The 20,350-nt window shown below is 28.1% G+C and carries 18 protein-coding genes and 1 pseudogene; all 19 read left to right on the forward strand.

Going from position 1 to position 20,350, the window contains the following annotated elements:
• Positions 1 to 21 precede the first annotated feature (21 nt).
• Positions 22 to 1,401, forward strand: a complete 1,380-nt coding sequence (sufB, locus tag O5Y44_RS00380; protein ID WP_271987381.1) for a Fe-S cluster assembly protein SufB — start codon at positions 22 to 24, stop codon at positions 1,399 to 1,401.
• A 607-nt stretch (positions 1,402 to 2,008) separates the two neighbouring features.
• Positions 2,009 to 2,590 carry a sugar transferase gene (locus O5Y44_RS00385; protein WP_371465115.1) on the forward strand — a complete coding sequence of 194 codons (582 nt, stop codon included), beginning with the start codon at positions 2,009 to 2,011 and terminating at the stop codon, positions 2,588 to 2,590.
• Between the two features lie 32 nt (positions 2,591 to 2,622).
• Positions 2,623 to 3,312, forward strand: coding sequence for a YveK family protein (locus tag O5Y44_RS00390; RefSeq protein ID WP_371465116.1), 690 nt, complete (start codon positions 2,623 to 2,625; stop codon positions 3,310 to 3,312).
• 4 nt (positions 3,313 to 3,316) lie between these two features.
• A complete protein-coding gene (locus tag O5Y44_RS00395) occupies positions 3,317 to 3,976 on the forward strand; it encodes a CpsD/CapB family tyrosine-protein kinase (RefSeq protein WP_371465117.1) in 660 nt (219 codons plus the stop codon).
• Positions 3,977 to 4,024: 48 nt separating this feature from the next.
• Entirely contained in the window at positions 4,025 to 5,131 is a 1,107-nt protein-coding gene (locus O5Y44_RS00400; RefSeq protein WP_371465118.1) for an EpsG family protein, read from the forward strand.
• A gap of 8 nt (positions 5,132 to 5,139) precedes the next feature.
• Entirely contained in the window at positions 5,140 to 5,973 is an 834-nt protein-coding gene (locus O5Y44_RS00405) for a glycosyltransferase (RefSeq protein WP_371465119.1), read from the forward strand.
• A complete protein-coding gene (tagD, locus tag O5Y44_RS00410) occupies positions 5,970 to 6,365 on the forward strand; it encodes a glycerol-3-phosphate cytidylyltransferase (protein ID WP_371465120.1) in 396 nt (131 codons plus the stop codon). The genes O5Y44_RS00405 and tagD overlap by 4 nt, the downstream gene beginning before the upstream one ends.
• Before the next feature lie 4 nt (positions 6,366 to 6,369).
• Positions 6,370 to 7,446 (forward strand): glycosyltransferase, encoded by a 1,077-nt coding sequence (locus O5Y44_RS00415; RefSeq protein WP_371465121.1) that lies wholly within the window; start codon positions 6,370 to 6,372, stop codon positions 7,444 to 7,446.
• A gap of 1 nt (position 7,447) precedes the next feature.
• Positions 7,448 to 8,556 (forward strand): annotated as a pseudogene (locus O5Y44_RS00420) (CDP-glycerol glycerophosphotransferase family protein).
• Between the two features lie 39 nt (positions 8,557 to 8,595).
• Positions 8,596 to 9,576, forward strand: a complete 981-nt coding sequence (locus tag O5Y44_RS00425) for a glycosyltransferase family 2 protein (RefSeq protein ID WP_371465122.1) — start codon at positions 8,596 to 8,598, stop codon at positions 9,574 to 9,576.
• 24 nt (positions 9,577 to 9,600) lie between these two features.
• Positions 9,601 to 10,608, forward strand: a complete 1,008-nt coding sequence (locus O5Y44_RS00430) for a glycosyltransferase family 2 protein (RefSeq protein WP_048802174.1) — start codon at positions 9,601 to 9,603, stop codon at positions 10,606 to 10,608.
• A 55-nt stretch (positions 10,609 to 10,663) separates the two neighbouring features.
• The gene (locus O5Y44_RS00435; protein WP_371465123.1) at positions 10,664 to 11,641 is read left to right on the forward strand and encodes a glycosyltransferase family 2 protein; all 978 of its coding nucleotides are present in this window, start codon (positions 10,664 to 10,666) and stop codon (positions 11,639 to 11,641) included.
• Positions 11,642 to 11,951: 310 nt separating this feature from the next.
• Complete coding sequence (locus tag O5Y44_RS00440; RefSeq protein WP_371465124.1) at positions 11,952 to 12,929, forward strand: glycosyltransferase family 2 protein; 978 nt, start codon at positions 11,952 to 11,954, stop codon at positions 12,927 to 12,929.
• Between the two features lie 12 nt (positions 12,930 to 12,941).
• Positions 12,942 to 13,937 carry a glycosyltransferase gene (locus O5Y44_RS00445; RefSeq protein WP_371465125.1) on the forward strand — a complete coding sequence of 332 codons (996 nt, stop codon included), beginning with the start codon at positions 12,942 to 12,944 and terminating at the stop codon, positions 13,935 to 13,937.
• 5 nt (positions 13,938 to 13,942) lie between these two features.
• The gene (locus O5Y44_RS00450) at positions 13,943 to 14,905 is read left to right on the forward strand and encodes a capsular polysaccharide synthesis protein (RefSeq protein ID WP_371465126.1); all 963 of its coding nucleotides are present in this window, start codon (positions 13,943 to 13,945) and stop codon (positions 14,903 to 14,905) included.
• 9 nt (positions 14,906 to 14,914) lie between these two features.
• The gene (locus O5Y44_RS00455; RefSeq protein WP_371465127.1) at positions 14,915 to 16,468 is read left to right on the forward strand and encodes a lipopolysaccharide biosynthesis protein; all 1,554 of its coding nucleotides are present in this window, start codon (positions 14,915 to 14,917) and stop codon (positions 16,466 to 16,468) included.
• Positions 16,469 to 17,578 (forward strand): glycosyltransferase, encoded by a 1,110-nt coding sequence (locus O5Y44_RS00460; RefSeq protein WP_371465128.1) that lies wholly within the window; start codon positions 16,469 to 16,471, stop codon positions 17,576 to 17,578.
• A gap of 192 nt (positions 17,579 to 17,770) precedes the next feature.
• Complete coding sequence (locus O5Y44_RS00465; RefSeq protein WP_371465129.1) at positions 17,771 to 18,919, forward strand: hypothetical protein; 1,149 nt, start codon at positions 17,771 to 17,773, stop codon at positions 18,917 to 18,919.
• Between the two features lie 207 nt (positions 18,920 to 19,126).
• On the forward strand, positions 19,127 to 20,311 hold the full coding sequence (locus O5Y44_RS00470; RefSeq protein WP_271987354.1) for an acetate/propionate family kinase: 1,185 nt from the start codon (positions 19,127 to 19,129) through the stop codon (positions 20,309 to 20,311).
• Positions 20,312 to 20,350: the final 39 nt, after the last annotated feature.

Consider the following 20,350-nt stretch of genomic DNA (forward strand, 5'->3'; position numbering starts at 1 on the left):
GCATTGAATAAAAATGAAGAAATGTTTACCGATTATCAGTATGGATTTTCAGATAAAGACGTATCTATATTCAAAACTGATAAAGGACTAACAAAAGAAATCGTTAAAACAATTTCTGAAAGAAAAGAAGAACCTAAATGGATGTTAGAATATCGTTTAAATGCATTAAAAGAGTTCTATAGAATGCCAATGCCTACATGGGGTGGAGACTTATCTGAAATTGATTTCGAGGACTTAACATACTATGTAAAACCATCAGAAAAAACAGAACGTTCATGGGATGAAGTACCAGAAGAAATTAAAAATACTTTTGAAAAACTTGGTATTCCAGAAGCTGAACAAAAATATCTTGCAGGGGTTTCTGCACAATATGAATCAGAAGTAGTTTACCACAATATGCATAAACAATTCGAAGAAAAAGGAATCATCTTCGAAGACACTGATACAGCGTTGAAAAATCATGAAGAAATATTCAAAGAATATTTCTCAAAAGCTGTTGATTTCAACGACAATAAGTTCGCGGCTTTAAACTCTGCGGTATGGTCAGGTGGATCATTCATCTACTGTCCAGAGAATGTATCAGTAGAAGCGCCACTTCAAGCATACTTCAGAATTAACAGTGAAAAAATGGGGCAGTTTGAGCGTACATTAATTATTATTGAGAAGAACTCTTCTCTACACTACGTAGAAGGTTGTACGGCTCCAACTTACTCAGCGAGTTCACTACATGCTGCAGTAGTGGAAATCTTTATTAAAGAGAATGCTCGTTTCAGATATACAACTATTCAAAACTGGTCAACGAACGTTTATAACTTAGTTACTAAGCGTGCGATCGTTGAAAAAAATGGTACAATGGAATGGGTTGATGGAAACTTAGGTTCTAAATTAACTATGAAATACCCAGCGTGTATTTTAGTTGGAGAAGGAGCAAGTGGAAGTACACTATCTATCGCTATGGCTAGTGAAGGACAAGTACTTGATGCAGGTTCTAAGATGATTCACTTAGCACCTAGAACATCATCTACTGTTGTTTCTAAATCAATGTCTCGTCGTGGTGGTAAAGTTAACTACCGTGGATGGATTCACTTTGGTAAAAACTCAGAAGGATCTCGTTCAAACATTGAATGTGATACATTAATCTTAGATGAATACTCAACATCTGATACTATTCCTTACAACATCGTTAAAAACTCTAATGTATCTTTAGAGCACGAAGCAAAAGTATCTAAAGTATCAGAAGAACAACTATTCTACTTAATGAGTAGAGGTCTTGATGAAGGACAAGCTACAGAAATGATAGTTATGGGATTCATCGAACCATTTACAAAAGAACTTCCTATGGAATATGCTGTAGAATTAAACAGACTAATTTCATTTGAGATGGAAGGATCGATAGGATAAATTAATAATAATAAAAACTCTAGAAATCTAGAAATAGATTTTTAGAGTTTTTTATTTAGAAGATTATAAATAAACTAAAAAAATAATGGATGAGATTAAATTATTAAATAAATTATTATACAGTAATAGGGTATGTATATGTATTATTTTATTTAATAAACATGGGTTAGTGTTAGCTTCTTTTTATTTTGTATTTTATAAAATAATTATATTTTATCCTATTAAATTTTTTTATTTTGCGCTATAATGTAATTAATAAAAGTAAAGTAATTTATTATCTGTTTTGATGAAAAGTTATATAATTACTACAAATTTTATGGATTATATTTTTAAGTAATAATGTATTTGAATAAATATTTCATCAGTAGTAAATGTAAAAAAAGAATGATGTATTAAGAAAATATTTTAAATATAACTACCTATAAATACTTTAGAAAGGAGAGTAATAAAGACATAAATAAGTTTATACTAATCAACAACATTTTTTTATTTAGAATTATAAAATTGACTTTATTTATATATTATGTAATAAATTCCGAAATACTAAGTTCTAAATAACCAAAAAAGTGTATGATTATTATTTTGTTTTTACTGAAGAATATAGAAAATGAAATATTATGATATTCTGAAAAATTGTTTTGAATTTATTTTAAGTATTGTATTATTAATAATTACTCTTCCAATCTGTCTTATAGTATGCTTTGCGATATATTTTGAATTAAGAGTTAACCCTATTTATACGCAAAAACGTGTTGGATTAAATGGTCATGTTTTTAAAATCTATAAGCTACGTTCTATGTATATTGATGCAGAAAAGGATGGTCCAAAATGGGCAAGCGAAAATGATAAGCGAATTACAAAAGTAGGACGTATTATTCGTAAACTTCGAATTGATGAATTACCTCAACTTGTTAATATTATAAAAGGAGATATGTCGATTATTGGTCCTAGGCCAGAAAGACCAGAATTGATAGAAGAATTTGTTAAATACATACCAGATTTTAATGATCGTCTTCTGGTGAAACCTGGTATTACTGGATGGGCACAGGTTAATGGTGGTTATTTCTTAACCCCGAAGGAAAAATTGGAGTATGATAAGTATTATATAAAAAATAGAGGAGTAAAATTGGATTTATTAATTATTATTAAAACAATACTTGTAATTTTAACTAGACATGGAGCGAGATAATTACGAATCTAATTGAATTTAAGGAGAAAAATATGCGAATATTAAATAATAATATTATAAGAATAGTTAATTTTATTAAAAAGAAATTACTGATTTTGTTGATATTCATACTAAGTGGAGTAGCTGCAGTAAGTGCGTATACGGTTTTTGCTATTACTCCTATTTATAGTGTATCATCTACATTAATAATGAAAAGTTCTAGTGATAAGAATGATGATTCCCATGCGTTAACATCTATTAATTTATTGCAAAGACAAGTTAAAACATATTTAGAAATATCGGAATTACCAAATATTAAAGAAGAAACTAATAAATCATTAGATTTAACTGGTGATGAGATTAAGAGTATTAAATCTATAAAGCTTACTAATGATTCAGGGTCTCAGCTATTAACACTTACGATACGTTCAACTGACAGAGAGTTAGCTGAACGCTATGCAAAACAATACATAGTTGACTATAAATCTTTTGCAGCTGAAAAAATTGGGAGAGATGATTTGTCTATAGTTACTGATGTAGTAGGTAGTCCGAATCCTGTATATCCGAGCTTATGGAAAAATATGTTTATTTCTTTTATAGTATTTGCGTTTATTGGATTTAATATTATATTTGTTCGTTTTGTAATGAGTGATTCAATAGATTCATTAGACGATTTGGAAGAATTATCAGGAGTATCTGTATTAGGTATGATTCCTACCGTGAAAGAAAAAGAAAGAAGGTAAAATTATGTATATTGAAGTTATTCATAATAGTAAGTCTATTGCATCAGAATCATATAGAACTCTAAGAAGTAATATACAGTTTTCAAATTTTGGTAAAAATTTGAAAATAATTGTAATAACAAGTGCAAATCCTAATGAAGGTAAAAGTGAAGTTAGTTTAAATCTTACTGCTGCTCTTGCTCAACAAGGTAAAAAAGTTATTTTAATTGATGCTGATATGAGAAAACCGACTCAACACAAATTAATAGACAAGAGAAATAATACAGGATTAAGTAAATTAATACTAGGAGAAATAAGTGAGGATGCAGTAAGTCATTTAAATGTAAATGATGTGGAATTCGATGTTTTAACATCGGGGCCAGTTCCGCCGAACCCATCAGAAATGTTAGTAAGTTCTACTATGGAAGATATTTTAAATTCTTGTATCGATAATTATGATTATATAATAGTAGATACACCACCATTATTGGCTGCTACAGATGCTCAGATAATGGCTAGAGTTGCGGATGCAACCTTGCTAGTTGTTGACATGCAAATTAGTAAACGAAAACAGATTATAGAAGCAAAAAAAAGATTGAATAATGTTGGAGCTAGGCTTTTAGGAGTTATCGCCAATAAACTAGAATTACATGAAAATAGCTATTATCACTATAATTATAAATAAAATCATTAAATCAATTATAAAAAGAAAATAGCTTAGAAAGGAGTAGGGATGTTACTATATATTTTTATTTTTGTATATCTTGTAGTATTATCTACAATATATATTTACTTTGAAGAGAAAAAAGATGAAATAAAATTGTTAACAATTCCTACTTTTATTTTATTCTTAGTAGTTGCTGGATTTAGAAATTCTAGTGTTGGAGGAGATCTTAATTTCTACGTATCTGTATTTAAAGATAATTCTTTACAAATACCAGAACTATTAAATATTTTTAATTCTAGATTTGAAATAGGGTACATTATTCTCAATAACTTATTAAGATCTATCTCTGAAAACTATACTATATTATTATTTTCTTTTTCGATAATAACTTTATATATTTGGTTTTATGTATTTTGGAATTATTCTAAAAATATTTATATTAGTTTATTAATATATTTTAGTTCTCTTGGGATGTTATTGTACTCTTTTTCTAATATTCGTCAAGGTTTATCAATTTCAATAGGCTTACTAGGGTTTCATTATTTCGTTAAAGAAAAATACATAAAAGGAATACTGTGTATTTTAATTGCACCTTTGTTCCATATAACAGGAATTATCTGTATATTATTTCTATTATTGAGAAAGATTCACTTGAGCATGAAAGTAATTATTTTTGTTGTATTAGGAATGATATTCACATTTCCTTTTTTAAAGAATTTTTCAGAAATTTTTGTCAATATATTTCCTCAATATACTTCATATATAGAATCGACTTGGTTTTTAGATAGTTATAAACTTGCGCCTGTTGTGTTGTCAATAGTTTATCTTGTATTTTTTGTAATAGGAGAGATGATTTTTAAAAAAAGTGAACTTACTGAATCAGAGGAGTACATTAGAATTTTATTTTTCTGTTATCTAATATTTACAATCATAACAATGCAAACTAGCTTGTTAAGTAGATTTGCTCATTATTTTTCCCCATTTGCAGCTCTGTACGTTCCTATGTTTTTACATAAAGTATCAGATAGAAAAATCCAGTGGGCACTACTCTATTTAATAATTATAGTGTATTCTGTATTTTTATTTGTAATAGTATATTATAAGGCAGATTGGTATAATGTTGTCCCATATCGTTCGGTTATTATAGATTGGTTAATAGGAAAGGAGTTATAGAATGAATTATGGAGTTTTCAGTTTTAATGACAGTATATGAAAAAGAAAAACCTTATAATCTAAGGAAAAGTTTGTTAACTTCTTATCATCAGACTATTAAACCAACAGAAATCATTTTAGTTTGTGATGGAATATTAACTCAGGAGTTATATGATGAAATTGAACAAATAAAAAGTGAAATTCCAATTTTAAAGGTGTATCAACTGGACACTAATGTAGGTTCAGGTCCAGCATCTTGTTTTGGAGTAGAAAAGTGTAATACAAACCTAATTGCTAGAATGGATAGTGATGATTATTGTGTAGAAACGCGTTTTGAAAAACAAATTAAAGCCTTTGAACGAAATCCCAATTTAATTATGGTGGGAACTAATATTTTAGAAAAAAATACGGAATTTACTGCTCTAAAAATAGTACCTGAAATGACTGCGGAAATTAGAGAATACTCTAAGTTTAGAAATCCCTTTAATAATCCATCAAGTATGATGAGGAAAGACTATATACTAAAAGTTGGTAATTATAGAAAGTTTAGATATTTAGAAGATTACGATTTAACTATGAGACTAATACATGATAATCCAACGAAAGAATTTTTGAATATTCAGGAGCCGTTAGTAGTTATGCAAACAGATGATTCGAGTTATCTTCGTAGAGGTGGGTTGCTTTATATTAAAACAGAATTTTTCTTGCAAGTAGATTTTTTTAGACGAGGATATTTAACAAAATTTGAGCTATTTAGAAATATTTTTGTACGTAATATTGTCAGAGTAATGCCTAATTCTATTAGAAAACTAATTTATCAAAAGAAAATGAGAGAAAGTGTTGAGGTTAAAAATCGAAAATGAAGAAAGTAATAACTTATGGAACATTTGATCTATTACATTATGGTCACATTAACCTACTAAGAAGAGCAAAATCTTTAGGAGATTATCTTATTGTAGGATTATCTACTGATGAATTTAATAATAAAGAAAAAAATAAAGAATGCTACTTTGATTATGAAAATAGAAAATTACTTTTAGATGCTGTTAGATATGTGGATTGTGTTATTCCAGAAAATAATTGGGAACAAAAAATTTCTGATATACAGAAATATAACATTGATGTTTTTGTAATTGGAGATGATTGGAAAGGAAAATTTGACTATTTGAAAGAGTTTGGTGTAGAAGTTGTTTATCTCCCACGAACTAAAGAAATATCAACGACTAAAATAAAAAATGATTTGAATAGTAGGTGATAGAATGAAATATCGTGTTATACACGTAACAGGTGGTGTTAGAAACACTATTAGTGGAGTGCAAAGTTTCATAAAAAATCATATTAAAATAGATGATGAAGAATATGAATATATGGTTGGTGAGTCCAATGGTGATTCTCATTTTCCTTTTAATAAATACTTAGATGAAAAAAGAATCAAAAGAACAGTTTTCCCTTCTTTAAAAGTCTCTAACATGATGCGTTACGGTAGAGAATGCAGAGAGTTTTATGAAAATAATAGAATTGATGTTCTTCATGTACATAACCCTATTACTGCTTTCATTCATAATTATTATGCTAAAAAACAAGGTGTTAAGGTTCGTATTTATCATAATCATAGTAGTCAATTTTCGGACACTATTCTTAAAAGTATTCGAAATAGATTCTTAGTTTTCTTAGCATTAAAAAATGCCACTCATCGAGTATCGTGTGGTAAGTTAGCAGGGTTAAAAATTTTCGGTAATAAAAGTTTTCAGATAGTTCCAAATGCTATTGATATTGATAAACATAAATTCTCACCAAAATATAGAAAAGAAATTCGAGAAGAATTTCATCTAGGGGAACAACAAAAAGTAGTCGGAATGATTGGTATACTAAATAGGTTTAAGAATCAGAACTTTCTGATTGAACTAGCTAAACAATTACCTGAGGTAACTTTCTTATTAGTCGGTGAAGGACCTGATCGATTGCTACTAGAAGAGAATAGTAGAGAATTAACTAATGTTATTTTTACTGGCAAAAGAGAAGATGCATATAAGTTTTATTCAGCTTTTGATATTTTTGCATTTCCATCACTTTATGAAGGATTTCCGATGGTTTTGATTGAAGCACAATGTTCAGGTGTTGATATTATAATGAATGACACTATTGATTCAACAACTCAGGTTGCTAATAATATTTGTACTGCTTTGCCATTAGATAAGAATAAGTGGATAGATTATATACAGAACGTGCAAGTCATGAACAATAAGAGAGACTTTGATGAACGATTAGTGGCTTTTGATATCAATGAAAATATTAATGTTCTAAAAGAATTATATCTGAAAGGTTTGATGGAGTAGTATGATAAAAAATTTAAAAACATTATTTTTCAAAATAAGTAATTTTACTTCTAGATTGAATACATTGATTCCTAAAAATAGAAATAGAATCGTTATATATTCAAACTGGGGATTTAGAGATAATATAAGAACATTGTACCAATATTTAGTTGATAATGGCTACCAAGATAAATATGAAATAGTATGTGCTTCAAATAATTTTTATCATTTGAAAAAGGATAACAGGGTAAAATTTGTTTCTATATATCGAGGATTGTACTATTTTTTAACTTCAAAATATTTCTTTTATTCTTTTGGGAAATATCCAATTAAACCTTCGAGAAATCAAATGGTTGTAAATTTATGGCACGGAATGCCTTTGAAAAAAATTGGGAATCTCGAAGAAGGGCTAGAAAGAGTTGATTATAATTTTTTCACAAAATTAGTTTCTTCTTCTGATTTCTTTACACCAATTATGAAAGCTACCTTTAATGCTAATGATGAGCAAATGTTGCTAGTAGGTAATATCAGAAATGATGAGTTATTTGTAGAAAAAAAGATAAGAATATTATTTGGATGCCAACTTATCGAAATTCTAAAAATTATCATGATAGTCAAGATGCAATTATTTTTTCCCTTGATGATACTGAATTTAGTAAAGTAAATAAACTGCTTTTAGAATATGAATATCATCTTTATATTAAATTGCATCCGTTAGAGGAGTCTCATTTTAAATTTAAAAATAATTACTCAAATATTCATATGTTGTCTGAAGAGACTATTAGTCAACACTATGGTACTTTGTATAAGTTCCTTGGAACTACTAGTGCGTTGATTACGGATTATTCCTCTGTATTTTTAGATTACTATTTATTGAATAGACCTGTGGCGTTTACTATAAATGATTATGAAGAATACAAAGAAAATAGGGGATTTGTATTCGATGATGTGAAAAGCTTAATGGTAGGTCCGACTGTTAGTAATTTTGACGATTTATTGGAGTTTCTTAATAGTGTTATGAAATCTGAGGATGAGTTCTATTTTGAAAGAAATGAAATTAATTCAAAAGTAAACTCAATTCAAAGAGATTTTACTAAGACACTTCTAGAAAATGTCGGTATAGAAAAATAGTTAATTTTAGATAAATTAAATTTTGAAAGGATATAGTTTATGATTAGTGTAATAGTTCCTGTTTATAATGTGGAAAAATATTTAGAAGAGTGTCTAGATAGTATTCAAAGACAGTCATATGTAGATATAGAAGTTATATTAATTAATGATGGATCTACGGATACTTCTAAAGAAATATGTGAAAAATATTGTAAACAAGATAGTCGTTTTCTTTTAACTAATCAAGAAAATCAAGGATTAAGTGCTGCAAGAAATAAAGGGGTAGAAATATCAACTGGAGAGTATATTGTATTTGTAGATAGCGATGATATTATTAAAACAAACTATTTAGAAAAGTTAATGCAATACATGGCTGAGGATGTAGATATTGTAGAGTGTATATTTACAGTAAAGAAAATGGAATTTTTGGATGAAAATATTGAGACAACAACCATTATTTTTGAAGGAGATTCAAATAAGGCAGTTAAGTTTTTCCCGCATCATACTCTAAATGTTAATGCAGTTACTAAACTGTACAGAAGAGAGATTGTTGAAGCAGTTCCATATATAGAAGGTGTATTTTATGAAGATGTTTATAGTGGAATAGGGATGTTAAAATATATTCGAAAAATGATTAAAATTGACTATGTAGGATATTATTATCGAGTACGTTTAGGTAGTATAATGCACCGAGAATTTTCACCAAAAAATCTAGATATATTTACTGTTTGTGATAAATTAATAGAATTATATGCTGATAGAGAAGACCTTCTTCCTTATGTTGGTAGTTTTTTAGTTCATTTGGCTACGATGCATTATCACAGTTATGTAAAAAAAGGGAATCCATATAGAGAATTCTATAATCAAAAATTAGCTGAGTATGTAACATTAACAAAGAAAAATCCAGACTTAGCTAGAGCGTCACGTTTAATTAAGCTTTATAACTTTTGCCCAAAATATTATAATTCAATTGTATTCCCAGTCTATTATGCAATTTGGAAATTGAAAAATGGCATAAAAGAAGTAAAGGTAGATGAATAAGATAATGAGGAGAAAATTTAATTTATGATAAGCGTTATCGTACCCGTTTATAATGTGGAAGAATATTTAGAAGAATGTCTAGAAAGTATAAAGCAGCAAACTTTCACTGATATTGAAGTGATACTAGTTAATGATGGCTCAACTGATGGTTCAAGGGAAATATGTGAACGGTTTTGTCAGAAAGACAGTCGTTTTAAGTTAATTAATCAAGAAAATCAAGGACAAAGTGTCGCAAGGAATCGCGGTGTTAAAGAATCTGTTGGAAAATTTATTATGTTTGTGGATAGCGATGATGTTATCAATAAAAACCTGTTAGAAGTACTACTTCCTTACATGAAGACGGAAGTGGATATCGTAGAATGTAGAATGACAAGAAAAAAAGAAGAATTTTATCTTAATAAGCCTTCTAAAATTGTATTTAAAGGAAATGCTAAAGAAGCAATTCTTAATTGTATTGAGATTAAAGAAGTGAAGTTTTGTCCAGTTACAAAACTATATAGAAGAGAAATTGTTGAAAAAGTTCCATTTTTAGAAGGATATATTTACGAAGATGTTTTTACAGGAATAAATTATTTAAAACATATGCGAAAAATAGTAGTTGTTGATTATATTGGTTATTATTATCGAGTTCGTCCAAATAGTACTATGACGAAATCCTATACTGAAAAAGATTTAGATATTTTTAAAGTAGGAAATCAATTAATAGATTCTTTTAAAGATGATGAAGATATGCTTCCCTATATTGGATATTTTATGTTTTATATTGGTCATGGACACTATTTAAAAGATGGAATAAATAAGATGAATATCTATGCTGATTTATATGAAGATTTTATTAGAAAGGCTGCTTTTATAGCAAAGCAATCCAAGGAAGTTGTTCGAAAATATCGTCTATTGAGACTGTACTTATTTGCTCCAAAATATTATACAACTATCACTTATCCTATTTATAAAAAATTACAAAATAGATGGATTTCTACTAAAAAATTAATTAATAATTTAAACGATAAATTGTATATAAGAAAAATTTGAGTATTTAAATATGAAGGGTAATATAATAAATTATAAAGGAGATGTCAGAATAAAAATGATTAGCATAATAGTTCCAGTTTATAATGTAGAAAAATATCTGGAAGAATGTTTAGAGAGTATAAAAAATCAAACGTATACAGATATCGAAGTTATATTAGTTAATGATGGATCTACTGATAATTCACAAGTAATTTGTGAAAGATATTGTCAACAAAACCCTCGTTTTTATTTAATTAATCAAGAAAATCAAGGACAAAGTGTTGCGCGTAATAATGGAGTTACCGTTTCTAAAGGTGAATTTATCACTTTTGTGGACAGCGATGATGTTATAAAAAGTGATATGTTACAACAATTAATGAGATATATGGATACAGGAATTGATATTGTAGAATGTGATTTTACAGAAGACAAAGAAATATATAATATAAAAAATAGACAGTTGAAAATTGAAGAATTTACTTCATCAGAGGCACTAAAAAAATGTTTCGATATGGAGATAAAGTGGAGTCCTGTAGCTAAATTGTACCGTAGAAAAATAGTAGAGGGGACTCCATTTTTAGAAAATTTAATTTATGAAGATTTATATTCAGGAATTGTTTCATTAAAGAATATAGAAAAAATGAGGAAAATTAACTACATCGGTTACTATTATCGTATTCATCCTAGAAGCACTATGAGAAGAAAATTTGATAGTAAAAATTTAGATCTATTTAAAATTGGGGATTCTTTATTAGAAAAATTTAGTGAGGATAAATTATTACCATATATAGCTAAAGTACTCTTTTTAGTTTGTATTGCGCATGTTGAATTATATAAAATTCGTCCTGGTCACCCTTATTTTAAGGAATACGACGGGAATCTAAAAAAATATCTTGGAATTGCAAAAAAATCTTCAGAAGTTTTAAAAAGCAGTAAATTATTACGATGGTATAATTTTTCTTCGAAATTATTTATTATAATTATATTTCCGCTATATTTAAAGTATTTGGATATTCGTAATAAAATAAATTATAAAAGGGATAATTTAGAATAAGTATAATAGCTTTGTTTCTACTCGTTTAGTAAAAAGATAAAGGGCAAAGTATCTTGTGAAATATTGGAGTATGTAATTTAATAATCGAATTTATCATATTTGTAAATATTGATGATGTTAGTTCTAATTGATATTTTGTAGATACAAATAATAAGAATGAACATAATTATTTTGTAAAATATGTCCATAGCTCTATTAAGTATAAATTTGATAAACTTAATAAAAAAATATAATATTTTAAGAAATTTAAACAAGTAATAATAGATTGTTGTTGCAAATATATCCTTAAAAAAGGAGGAAAGGAGAAAAGTTGAAATTAGAAAAGTTAATAAGTGTAATTGTACCCGTTTATAATGTTGAAGAATATTTAGATGAATGTTTAGATAGCATTAGAAAGCAAACATATAAAAATATAGAAGTAATATTAGTAAACGATGGTTCTACCGATAAATCGCAGGAAATTTGTGAACGATATTGTCAACAAGACTCCCGTTTTTATTTAATAAATCAAGAAAACAGAGGGTTGAGCGGGGCACGTAACAGAGGAATTCAGGAATCAACAGCTGAATTTATTACTTTTGTCGATAGTGATGATGTAATTAAAGAAGATATGCTTGAACAACTAATGAAACCGATGACCTTAGAAAATATTGATATCGTAGAATGTTGGTATACTCATAATGAACAAGAATTAGAATTAGAAACAAAAGATAATATAGGAATAGTCTTTAGAGGAGATGCTAAAGGAGCATTGGTTTCTCTTTGTAGTGATAATATTGTACGTTTAAATGCAGTTGCTAAACTGTTTAGAAGAAAATTAATTATCGGTTTTCCATTTTTAGAAGGTTTATTTTATGAAGATGTTTATGGTGGAATTGGAATTTTAAAACATATAAACAAAATGGTAAAAATTAATTATATAGGTTATTATTATCGTGTACGATCTGGTAGTATTATGAATCGAGAATTTAGCGAAAAAAATTTAGATTTGTTTACGATTTGTGATAAATTAGAACAATTATACGAGAATGATAAAGAAGCACTAAGTTATATTTATCGTCGATTGTTTAATCTAGTATTGATGCACGTAATAGATTACCATATTTTTGAAGGTAATACCTATGAAGAGAAATATCGTAATTATTTAAATAAATATGCGAAAACTTCAAAAAAATCGTTTTTAATTCATGCCTATTTACTTTTCCCTAAACATATCGTTATTATTTCACGTATTCTTGGAGGATTGCAATGGCGTTGGCAGGAGTATGTAGTAAAAAAATTTCGATAGGGGTAAATCAAGGTGAAGTATTTTTTAAAAGAAACATATGAAAAAGCAAATCACGCTGGACCAAAAGCGAGAATGGATGCTGAAAAAATCATGTTAGATAGTGGTTACTTAGAGTATTTTTTAAAAGAAAGTCAGAATCACAATTCTTTAACAAAAGATGATGTTATTATTCTTCAATTTCCATTGTTGTGGCAGTCGCTAAAGAAACAAATACGTATGAAATTTTTAAAGAAAAGAAATTTTAAGGTGTATTTACTTATTCATGATATTGAATCACTGAGAAATAAAAAAATTAAATCATTTTCTGATTTTAAATATTCTATCATCCATTTTTTACAAAATAAAACAGTACTAGAAAGAGTAGATGGTATCATAGCCCATAATGATAAAATGAAGTCTGAACTAGTAAAAATGGGAATTAATAAAGAAAAAATTGTTTCTTTAGAAATATTTGACTATTTAATTCCAAATTTTAACGAGGATAAAAATTATGATAAAGATAAAATTTTACTAGCTGGTAATTTTGATATACGTAAAACAAAGTATGCTCGTAATTTACCTGAAAAACCCGAGTATGAAATTTATGGAATCAACTTTGAGTCTGAAAATCTCCCGAATAATATTCACTATAAGGGAGCATTCACTCCAGATGAACTGCCTAATCACCTGCAAGGTGGGTTTGGTTTAGTATGGGATGGAGATAGTGCACATACTTGTAGTGGGATGTATGGGGAGTACTTGAAAATCAATAATCCTCATAAGGCGTCTTTATATTTAGCATCTGGATTTCCGATTATTGTATGGAAACAATCAGCTCTTGCTGATTTTGTAATAAGAAATAATTGTGGAATTATCATTGATTCATTGTATGAAATTGCTGGTATTTTAGAATCTATGAATGAAGAAAAGTACCAACAGTTGATAGATAACTGTAAAAAAATTGGAGAAAAAATTCGTCAAGGAAATTATCTAAAAAAAGCCTTGGAAGAATGTGAAAGGAAATTGTAGAAGATATGAAACTACAATTATTAAAAGAAAAAATAAAGAGATATATTAAAATTTTAAGACACTATGGTTTTAAATTAACTATAACTTATTATTTAGGTCAGCAATCTGAAGAAAAATATTTTAACTTTAGAAAAAAAATGATTTTAAATTTTGTATATAATTTACGGGAAAAAGCTGATATTAATAATATTACAGATATGGATGATATGGTTGAAAGGGATTTTCCTAAAATTGTTTGGACAATGTGGCAACAAGGAGAAGCACAAATGCCTGAGACGGTTAAAGCGTCTATTAAAACGATAAAAGCTTTTGCCGAAAGAAATGAGTGTGAATTTTATTTATTAACAGATGAAACTCTTGCGGAGTTTATAAATATTCCAATAGACATCACAGAAAAATATAAGAAAAAAGAATTATCAGCTGCGCATTATTCAGATATTGTTCGTTTTTATTTATTATGTAGATATGGTGGAATATGGATGGATTCAACACTGTTTGTATCACCTTATACTACTATAGATGCGCTTGAAGGTGATTTTTTTACTTTAAATCATCCACCATTACAGGAAGGTGGAATGGGATATACTGTTGGTGATTTTAAATGGTCTGGTTTCTTTTTAGCTGGAAAAAAAGGAAAATCATATTTTAAAAACATTCGAGATTTATATGTGTACTATGTAAGGAAATATCCTATTTTTATAGATTATTTAATAATGGATTATTTTATTTTATCAGAGTATAATGTTAATAGATATTTTAGAGAATTAGTAGATAAGATTCCTATACTAGAGTCTGCTGAAAATTTATGGTTTTTAAGAGATCATGCTAATGATATTTTTGATGAACAAGAATGGGATAATGTTTTAAAAACAACTCCTATCATGAAAACTACTTATAAAATTAATGAAAAAGAGCTAATTCCTCAAACTTATCTGTATAAATTATATCATGATGAACTAAATGAGTAGAGGGATTACATGAAGAAAAGTAGAACAGATTATGCAACTTTAAATACAAGTATCGCGCTTGCAATCCAACCTTTCCAAGCACTTATTGGATTTGTAAGTCGGACAATATTTTTAAATATTCTTGGAGTAACCTATTTAGGTTTAAATAATTATTTATCTAGCTTAGTATCAATGTTATCTTTAGCTGAGTTGGGAATAGGTGGAGCTATGACCTATGCATTATATGGACCACTGGCTAGAGAAGAACATGCTAAGATTAATGCTTTTATGATTTTATTTAAAAAGTTATATAGGATGATCGGGATTGGTATTTTCATCATTGGATCTATTCTAGCATTGTTTTTACCGTATATAATTAAGGATTATCCGATAAATCGCGAAGTATATATTATTTACTTTCTTTTTGTTTTTAACTCTTCTTCGAGTTACTTTTTCTCTTATAAAAGAACACTGTTATATGTAGATCAACGCAATTATGTTATGACTTCGATTGATTTTGGTCTTAGTGTTATTCGAGTAGTCTTACAGATAGGTGTCTTAATTTATACTAAGAATTTTGTTGTATATCTTTTAGTAGGTATATTCATGAATATAATTGGTAATTTTATCATGTCTAGCATTGTTGATAGAATGTATGAATATTTGTTCAGTGAAGAAATAACTCCTATTAACGAAGAAGAAAAATTAAAATTTGTTAAAAATATAAAAGGAAATATTGTAGGTAGTATTGGTGAGACTATTGTTTTTCAGACAGATAGCCTTTTAATGGGAGCTTATATTAGTTTAACAGCCATAGGGTTATATGGAAACTATACTTTCGTACTTGGATTTTTATCTCTTCTAGTAAGTACAACTATTAATCCAGTTACAGCCTCAATAGGAAATTTAATTCATTCTGAAGATACTACACTTATTACTAAACTTGACTTTATAAAAAAATTTCAGTTTATTTCCTTTAGTATCATTTATCTTTTAAGTATGGGGTTCTTAATTTTTATAAATCCATTTATTACGATTTGGTTGGGTAATGATTTTCTATTTGATATAGGAGTCGTAATTCTTATAGTTGTTAATTTTTTCTTAACAAATTATAGAAGACCTGCGCTTATTTTAATATCAGTATATGGACTTAGTTATGAACAAAATTATAAAACTATTTCAGAAATTATATTAAATATAGTTTTTTCACTTTATTATCTTGTTGTCTTAGATTTAGGTGTAGCTGGTATTTTATTAGGTACTATTTGTTCAACGGTGGTAACTTGTATATGGTATGAGCCGTATAGCGCGTTTAAGTATGGGATGAAATCTTCATCAAAAGAATATTTCAAAACTATGATTAAACATTTTACAGTATTTACGATAAGTATTGTCTTTATAATCTTATTAGATTATTTTGTATTTTCTAAACAGGATTTTATTGTCACTATTTCTATGAAAATAGGCCTATATCTTGGGTTGTTTAGTATATATATTTATCTATATAGAAATCATGAGGCAGGTAAATTAATTGTGCGTATGATGCGAAAAATATTGTTTTTAAAGAGATTAAGGAGAAGATAAATGAAAAGAGTATTAGTTTGTGGATTAGTTCCCGATATTGGGGGATTAGAAAAAATTGTTATAGATTTTTACAATAATTTAAATACAGATGAGTTCGAGTTTGAATTTTTACTTCAAGGTCCAGAAGATGTTGAATTTAGTGATCATTTTAAAAAATTGTGCAAAAATCCTATAGTCGTTCATAGAATACCTAAGTTAAGACCAAATATAAAACTAGCATTGAAAGAATGGGATAAATTCTTTAGAAATAATGCTCATCGATATGATATACTCTGGTCTAATCAAAATGGATTGACACATCTCGAGTTTTTAAAACTTGCTAAAAAGTATGGTATCAAGAAAAGAATTGTGCACGGTCACTGTGCAACTGCTGATAAATTCTATCGTTTTTTTCATCCCATAAATCGACTGTTTGTCGGAAAATATGCAACAGATTTTTGGGCATGTGGAGTAGAAGCTGCAAATCATTTTTATCACGGTAACGAAAGAAAAAAAGCATTAGTTATTAATAATGCGATAGAGGTAGAACAATTCTTATATAACGAAGAAGTTCGTGGGAAATTGCGAGAAGAATATTGTATTCCAGAAAATTGCCTTGTTGTAGGCCAAGTATCAAGATTGCATGAAAAATCAAAGAATCAAAGTTTCTGCGTTAAAGTATTTTCTGAATTAGTAAAAAAAGAACCTAATGCACGCTTAGTGTTTATTGGACGTGGCGATACTACATTTTTATATAATCTCGCTAAACAATATGGTGTTGAAGACAAGGTGATTTTTACCGGTTTAAAAAGTAATGTAGGAGAAATGCTAAATTTATTAGATGTATTTTTCTTCCCATCTAATTTTGAAGGATTACCAATCGTGTTAGTAGAAGCTCAAGCTAATGGTTTACCTGTAGTAACAGCTAATCACCTGCCAGTTGCTAAAATTCTAAAAAATTATGATAATAGCTTATCTTTAAAAGATGAATGGAAGATTTGGGCTGATATGATTCTTTCTGTTAGAAATTCGCGTGTATTAGATAATGAATACATTTATAAAAAAATTAGTGAACATGGTTATGAGATTAAGTCTGCAACAAGACAGTTAGAAAATTTATTTAATGAGTAATTAGTAAATTGATTATAAGATGTACTTGAATCCGAATTATTATTTTGATGAAAGTTAATTTTATAATCTTTTTATTTTCTGTCTAATTACGGTTGATATAGAAAAATCATTAGATGTATGGTAATATTATAAGTGAAATATAATAAATAAATTATATATAGAAATGGTATCATGAAGTATAGGAGTTTAGTTATGGGTAATAATCATCAAAGATATAATAATAACGAATCTAACAATGGTTATAAAGATCAGAATCAGAATTATTATGATAATTATCAAAACCAGGACTTTATGGATTATAATGAATCTAATTATGACCAAAGTCAAATTTATAATGATAATTATCAAAATCAAAATATGTTTAACGATCACTATAATCAAAATACTAATTTTAATGACAACTTTCAAAATCAAGATATGCAGGGATATAACGATTATTATAATCAGGGAACAAATGATTACGATATAAATTATCAAGATAAAAACATGAATTATAATACTCAGCAATATCAAGAAAGTTATAATGTTTATAATGATAACAATCAATTTGCTACAAATAACCAAGAATATTACGAACAAAATGATAATAATTTTAATCAAGTATATGAAGAATATGCTGAACCTAAGAAAAGAACAGGCATAATACTTTTAGTTAGTTTTCTAATCGTTGGACTTATAGCTATCTCTGGTTATTTTGCTTATAATAAATATGTAGTAAATAAAAAGGCAGTAGTTGATCTTAATCAATATGAAATAGAATTTAAACCGTATGGAACTGATGGGGATGGAACTGCAGCAGCAGATATTAAGAAGGTCCCAACAGTAGAAAATGCAGATGGAAGTGTAACACAATTTTTACAAGAACCTACGATTACCTATAGTAAATCAAATAATTTAAAAAATGGAGAAAAGGTTGAAGTTACAATAAGTCTTAGCAAATCTTCTGCTGATGCTAAAAAACTTGAGCTTAAAGGTGAATTTAAACGCTCTTATACTGTAAGAGGATTAAGTGAAAAATCTAAAGATAACAATAGTAGTAAAGACAGTAAGTCTAATTCAAGTAGTATAGTGCTTAGAGAAGATAGTTCGGTAAATACAAAAGAATTGACTGATACACAAGTTGGTAACTGGGCGAGAGCTATGTATATTAAAGATTTTGCTCGTAATTCTTCTACATCTGATTTTTCATATGATGTTTGGTTAGGTAGTGATCATTTAGCTTATGCTAATTTAAAACGTAATGGAAGTGTTGTTGGGAAGTATAGAGTTAATGGAAGAGGCGAACTTGAACAATATGATAATGGTGGTTGGGCTATAGTTAGTAGTACATATACATCTTAAATATTAATTTAATCGAAATATTTTCATATTCATTTTAAAATTATAAAAACTAATAAAACTGATAACTAAAATATAGATAGCGTATTCTGGTTATCAGTTTTTTTGTAAATTTTTTTATAAAAAAAAATAAATAACTCTTGTAATTAATTATATTTAATGAGATAATATTATATATAATGCAAATAGAGTAAGAGGAGATATATACTTATGACAAAGATACTAGCTATTAACTCAGGAAGTTCATCTTTAAAATTTCAGTTATTTGAAATGCCTGAAGAAAAAGTTATTACAAAAGGACTAGTTGAAAGAATCGGTATTGAAAATAGTGTATTCACTATCGAATTCAACGGCGAAAAAAATAAAGAAACATTAGATATTCCAAATCACGATGTAGCAATCGAAATGTTACTTGAAAAATTAACTAAATTAGGAATTGTGAAAGATGTTAAAGAAATCGAAGGAGTTGGACACCGTGTCGTTCATGGTGGAGAATTCTATGATGCTTCTGTATTAGTTAATGATGAAGAGTTAGCTAAAGTAGATTCAATCGAAGATTTAGCGCCTTTACACAACCCAGCTAATATTAAAGGTGTTCGTTCGTTCCAAAAAGAATTACCTGGAGTTCCAAATGTATTAACATTCGATACAGCATTCCACCAAAGTATGCCAAGATCAACTTACATGTATGCTGTACCAAGAGAATTTTATGAGAAATACGGAGTTCGTAAATATGGTGCTCACGGAACTAGCCATAGATACATTGGGGAAAAAGTTGCTGAAGTTTTAGGGAAAGATCCAAAAGAACTAAAAACTATTTCTTGTCACATCGGGAACGGAGCTTCAATTTGTGCTATTAAAAATGGTAAATCATTCGACACTTCTATGGGATTCACTCCACTATCAGGATTAGTAATGGGTACTAGAACTGGTGATATTGATCCAGCTACTATCCCTTACATCGCTCAAAAAACTGGATTATCTCTTGAAGAAATCGTGCGTATTTTCAACTTCGAATCAGGATTAAAAGGAGTTTCAGGATTATCTTCTGATTTACGTGATGTTGAATCTGTAAGAAATACTAACCCACATGCTGCTGAAGCAATCGATGTTTACATCAACAGAATTAAAGAGTATGTTGGAGCTTATGCTGCAGCTATGAACGGAGTAGATGCTATCGTATTTACTGCTGGTGTTGGTGAAAATGCTACATGGGTACGTGAAGAAGTATTAGAAGGATTAACTTTCCTAGGTGTACAAGTTGATAAAGAAAGAAACAATGTACGTGGAAAAGTTGCAGAAATTTCTACAGCAGACTCTAAAGTTAAAGCATTTGTTATTCCAACAGATGAAGAAGTTATGATTGCTAGAGATACTTATAACTTATCTAAATAATATAAGAGATTAAAAGGGCTGGGGGTTTCTCCAGTCCTT

Source organism: Gemella sp. 27098_8_155 (genome assembly GCF_041433725.1).
GTDB lineage: Bacteria > Bacillota > Bacilli > Staphylococcales > Gemellaceae > Gemella > Gemella haemolysans_D.

Excerpts from the sequence above, each read along its gene's own strand:
- O5Y44_RS00460 (WP_371465128.1), top strand. The coding sequence starts at position 16,469 with ATGAAAAGAGTATTAGTTTGTGGATTAGTTCCCGATATTGGGGGATTA.
- O5Y44_RS00465 (WP_371465129.1), top strand. The coding sequence starts at position 17,771 with ATGGGTAATAATCATCAAAGATATAATAATAACGAATCTAACAATGGT.
- O5Y44_RS00430 (WP_048802174.1), top strand. The coding sequence starts at position 9,601 with ATGATAAGCGTTATCGTACCCGTTTATAATGTGGAAGAATATTTAGAA.
- O5Y44_RS00455 (WP_371465127.1), top strand. The coding sequence starts at position 14,915 with ATGAAGAAAAGTAGAACAGATTATGCAACTTTAAATACAAGTATCGCG.
- O5Y44_RS00400 (WP_371465118.1), top strand. The coding sequence starts at position 4,025 with ATGTTACTATATATTTTTATTTTTGTATATCTTGTAGTATTATCTACA.
- O5Y44_RS00405 (WP_371465119.1), top strand. The coding sequence starts at position 5,140 with ATGGAGTTTTCAGTTTTAATGACAGTATATGAAAAAGAAAAACCTTAT.
- O5Y44_RS00385 (WP_371465115.1), top strand. The coding sequence starts at position 2,009 with ATGAAATATTATGATATTCTGAAAAATTGTTTTGAATTTATTTTAAGT.
- O5Y44_RS00435 (WP_371465123.1), top strand. The coding sequence starts at position 10,664 with ATGATTAGCATAATAGTTCCAGTTTATAATGTAGAAAAATATCTGGAA.
- O5Y44_RS00415 (WP_371465121.1), top strand. The coding sequence starts at position 6,370 with ATGAAATATCGTGTTATACACGTAACAGGTGGTGTTAGAAACACTATT.
- O5Y44_RS00425 (WP_371465122.1), top strand. The coding sequence starts at position 8,596 with ATGATTAGTGTAATAGTTCCTGTTTATAATGTGGAAAAATATTTAGAA.
- O5Y44_RS00395 (WP_371465117.1), top strand. The coding sequence starts at position 3,317 with ATGTATATTGAAGTTATTCATAATAGTAAGTCTATTGCATCAGAATCA.
- sufB (WP_271987381.1), top strand. The coding sequence starts at position 22 with ATGTTTACCGATTATCAGTATGGATTTTCAGATAAAGACGTATCTATA.
- O5Y44_RS00390 (WP_371465116.1), top strand. The coding sequence starts at position 2,623 with ATGCGAATATTAAATAATAATATTATAAGAATAGTTAATTTTATTAAA.
- O5Y44_RS00450 (WP_371465126.1), top strand. The coding sequence starts at position 13,943 with ATGAAACTACAATTATTAAAAGAAAAAATAAAGAGATATATTAAAATT.
- O5Y44_RS00470 (WP_271987354.1), top strand. The coding sequence starts at position 19,127 with ATGACAAAGATACTAGCTATTAACTCAGGAAGTTCATCTTTAAAATTT.
- tagD (WP_371465120.1), top strand. The coding sequence starts at position 5,970 with ATGAAGAAAGTAATAACTTATGGAACATTTGATCTATTACATTATGGT.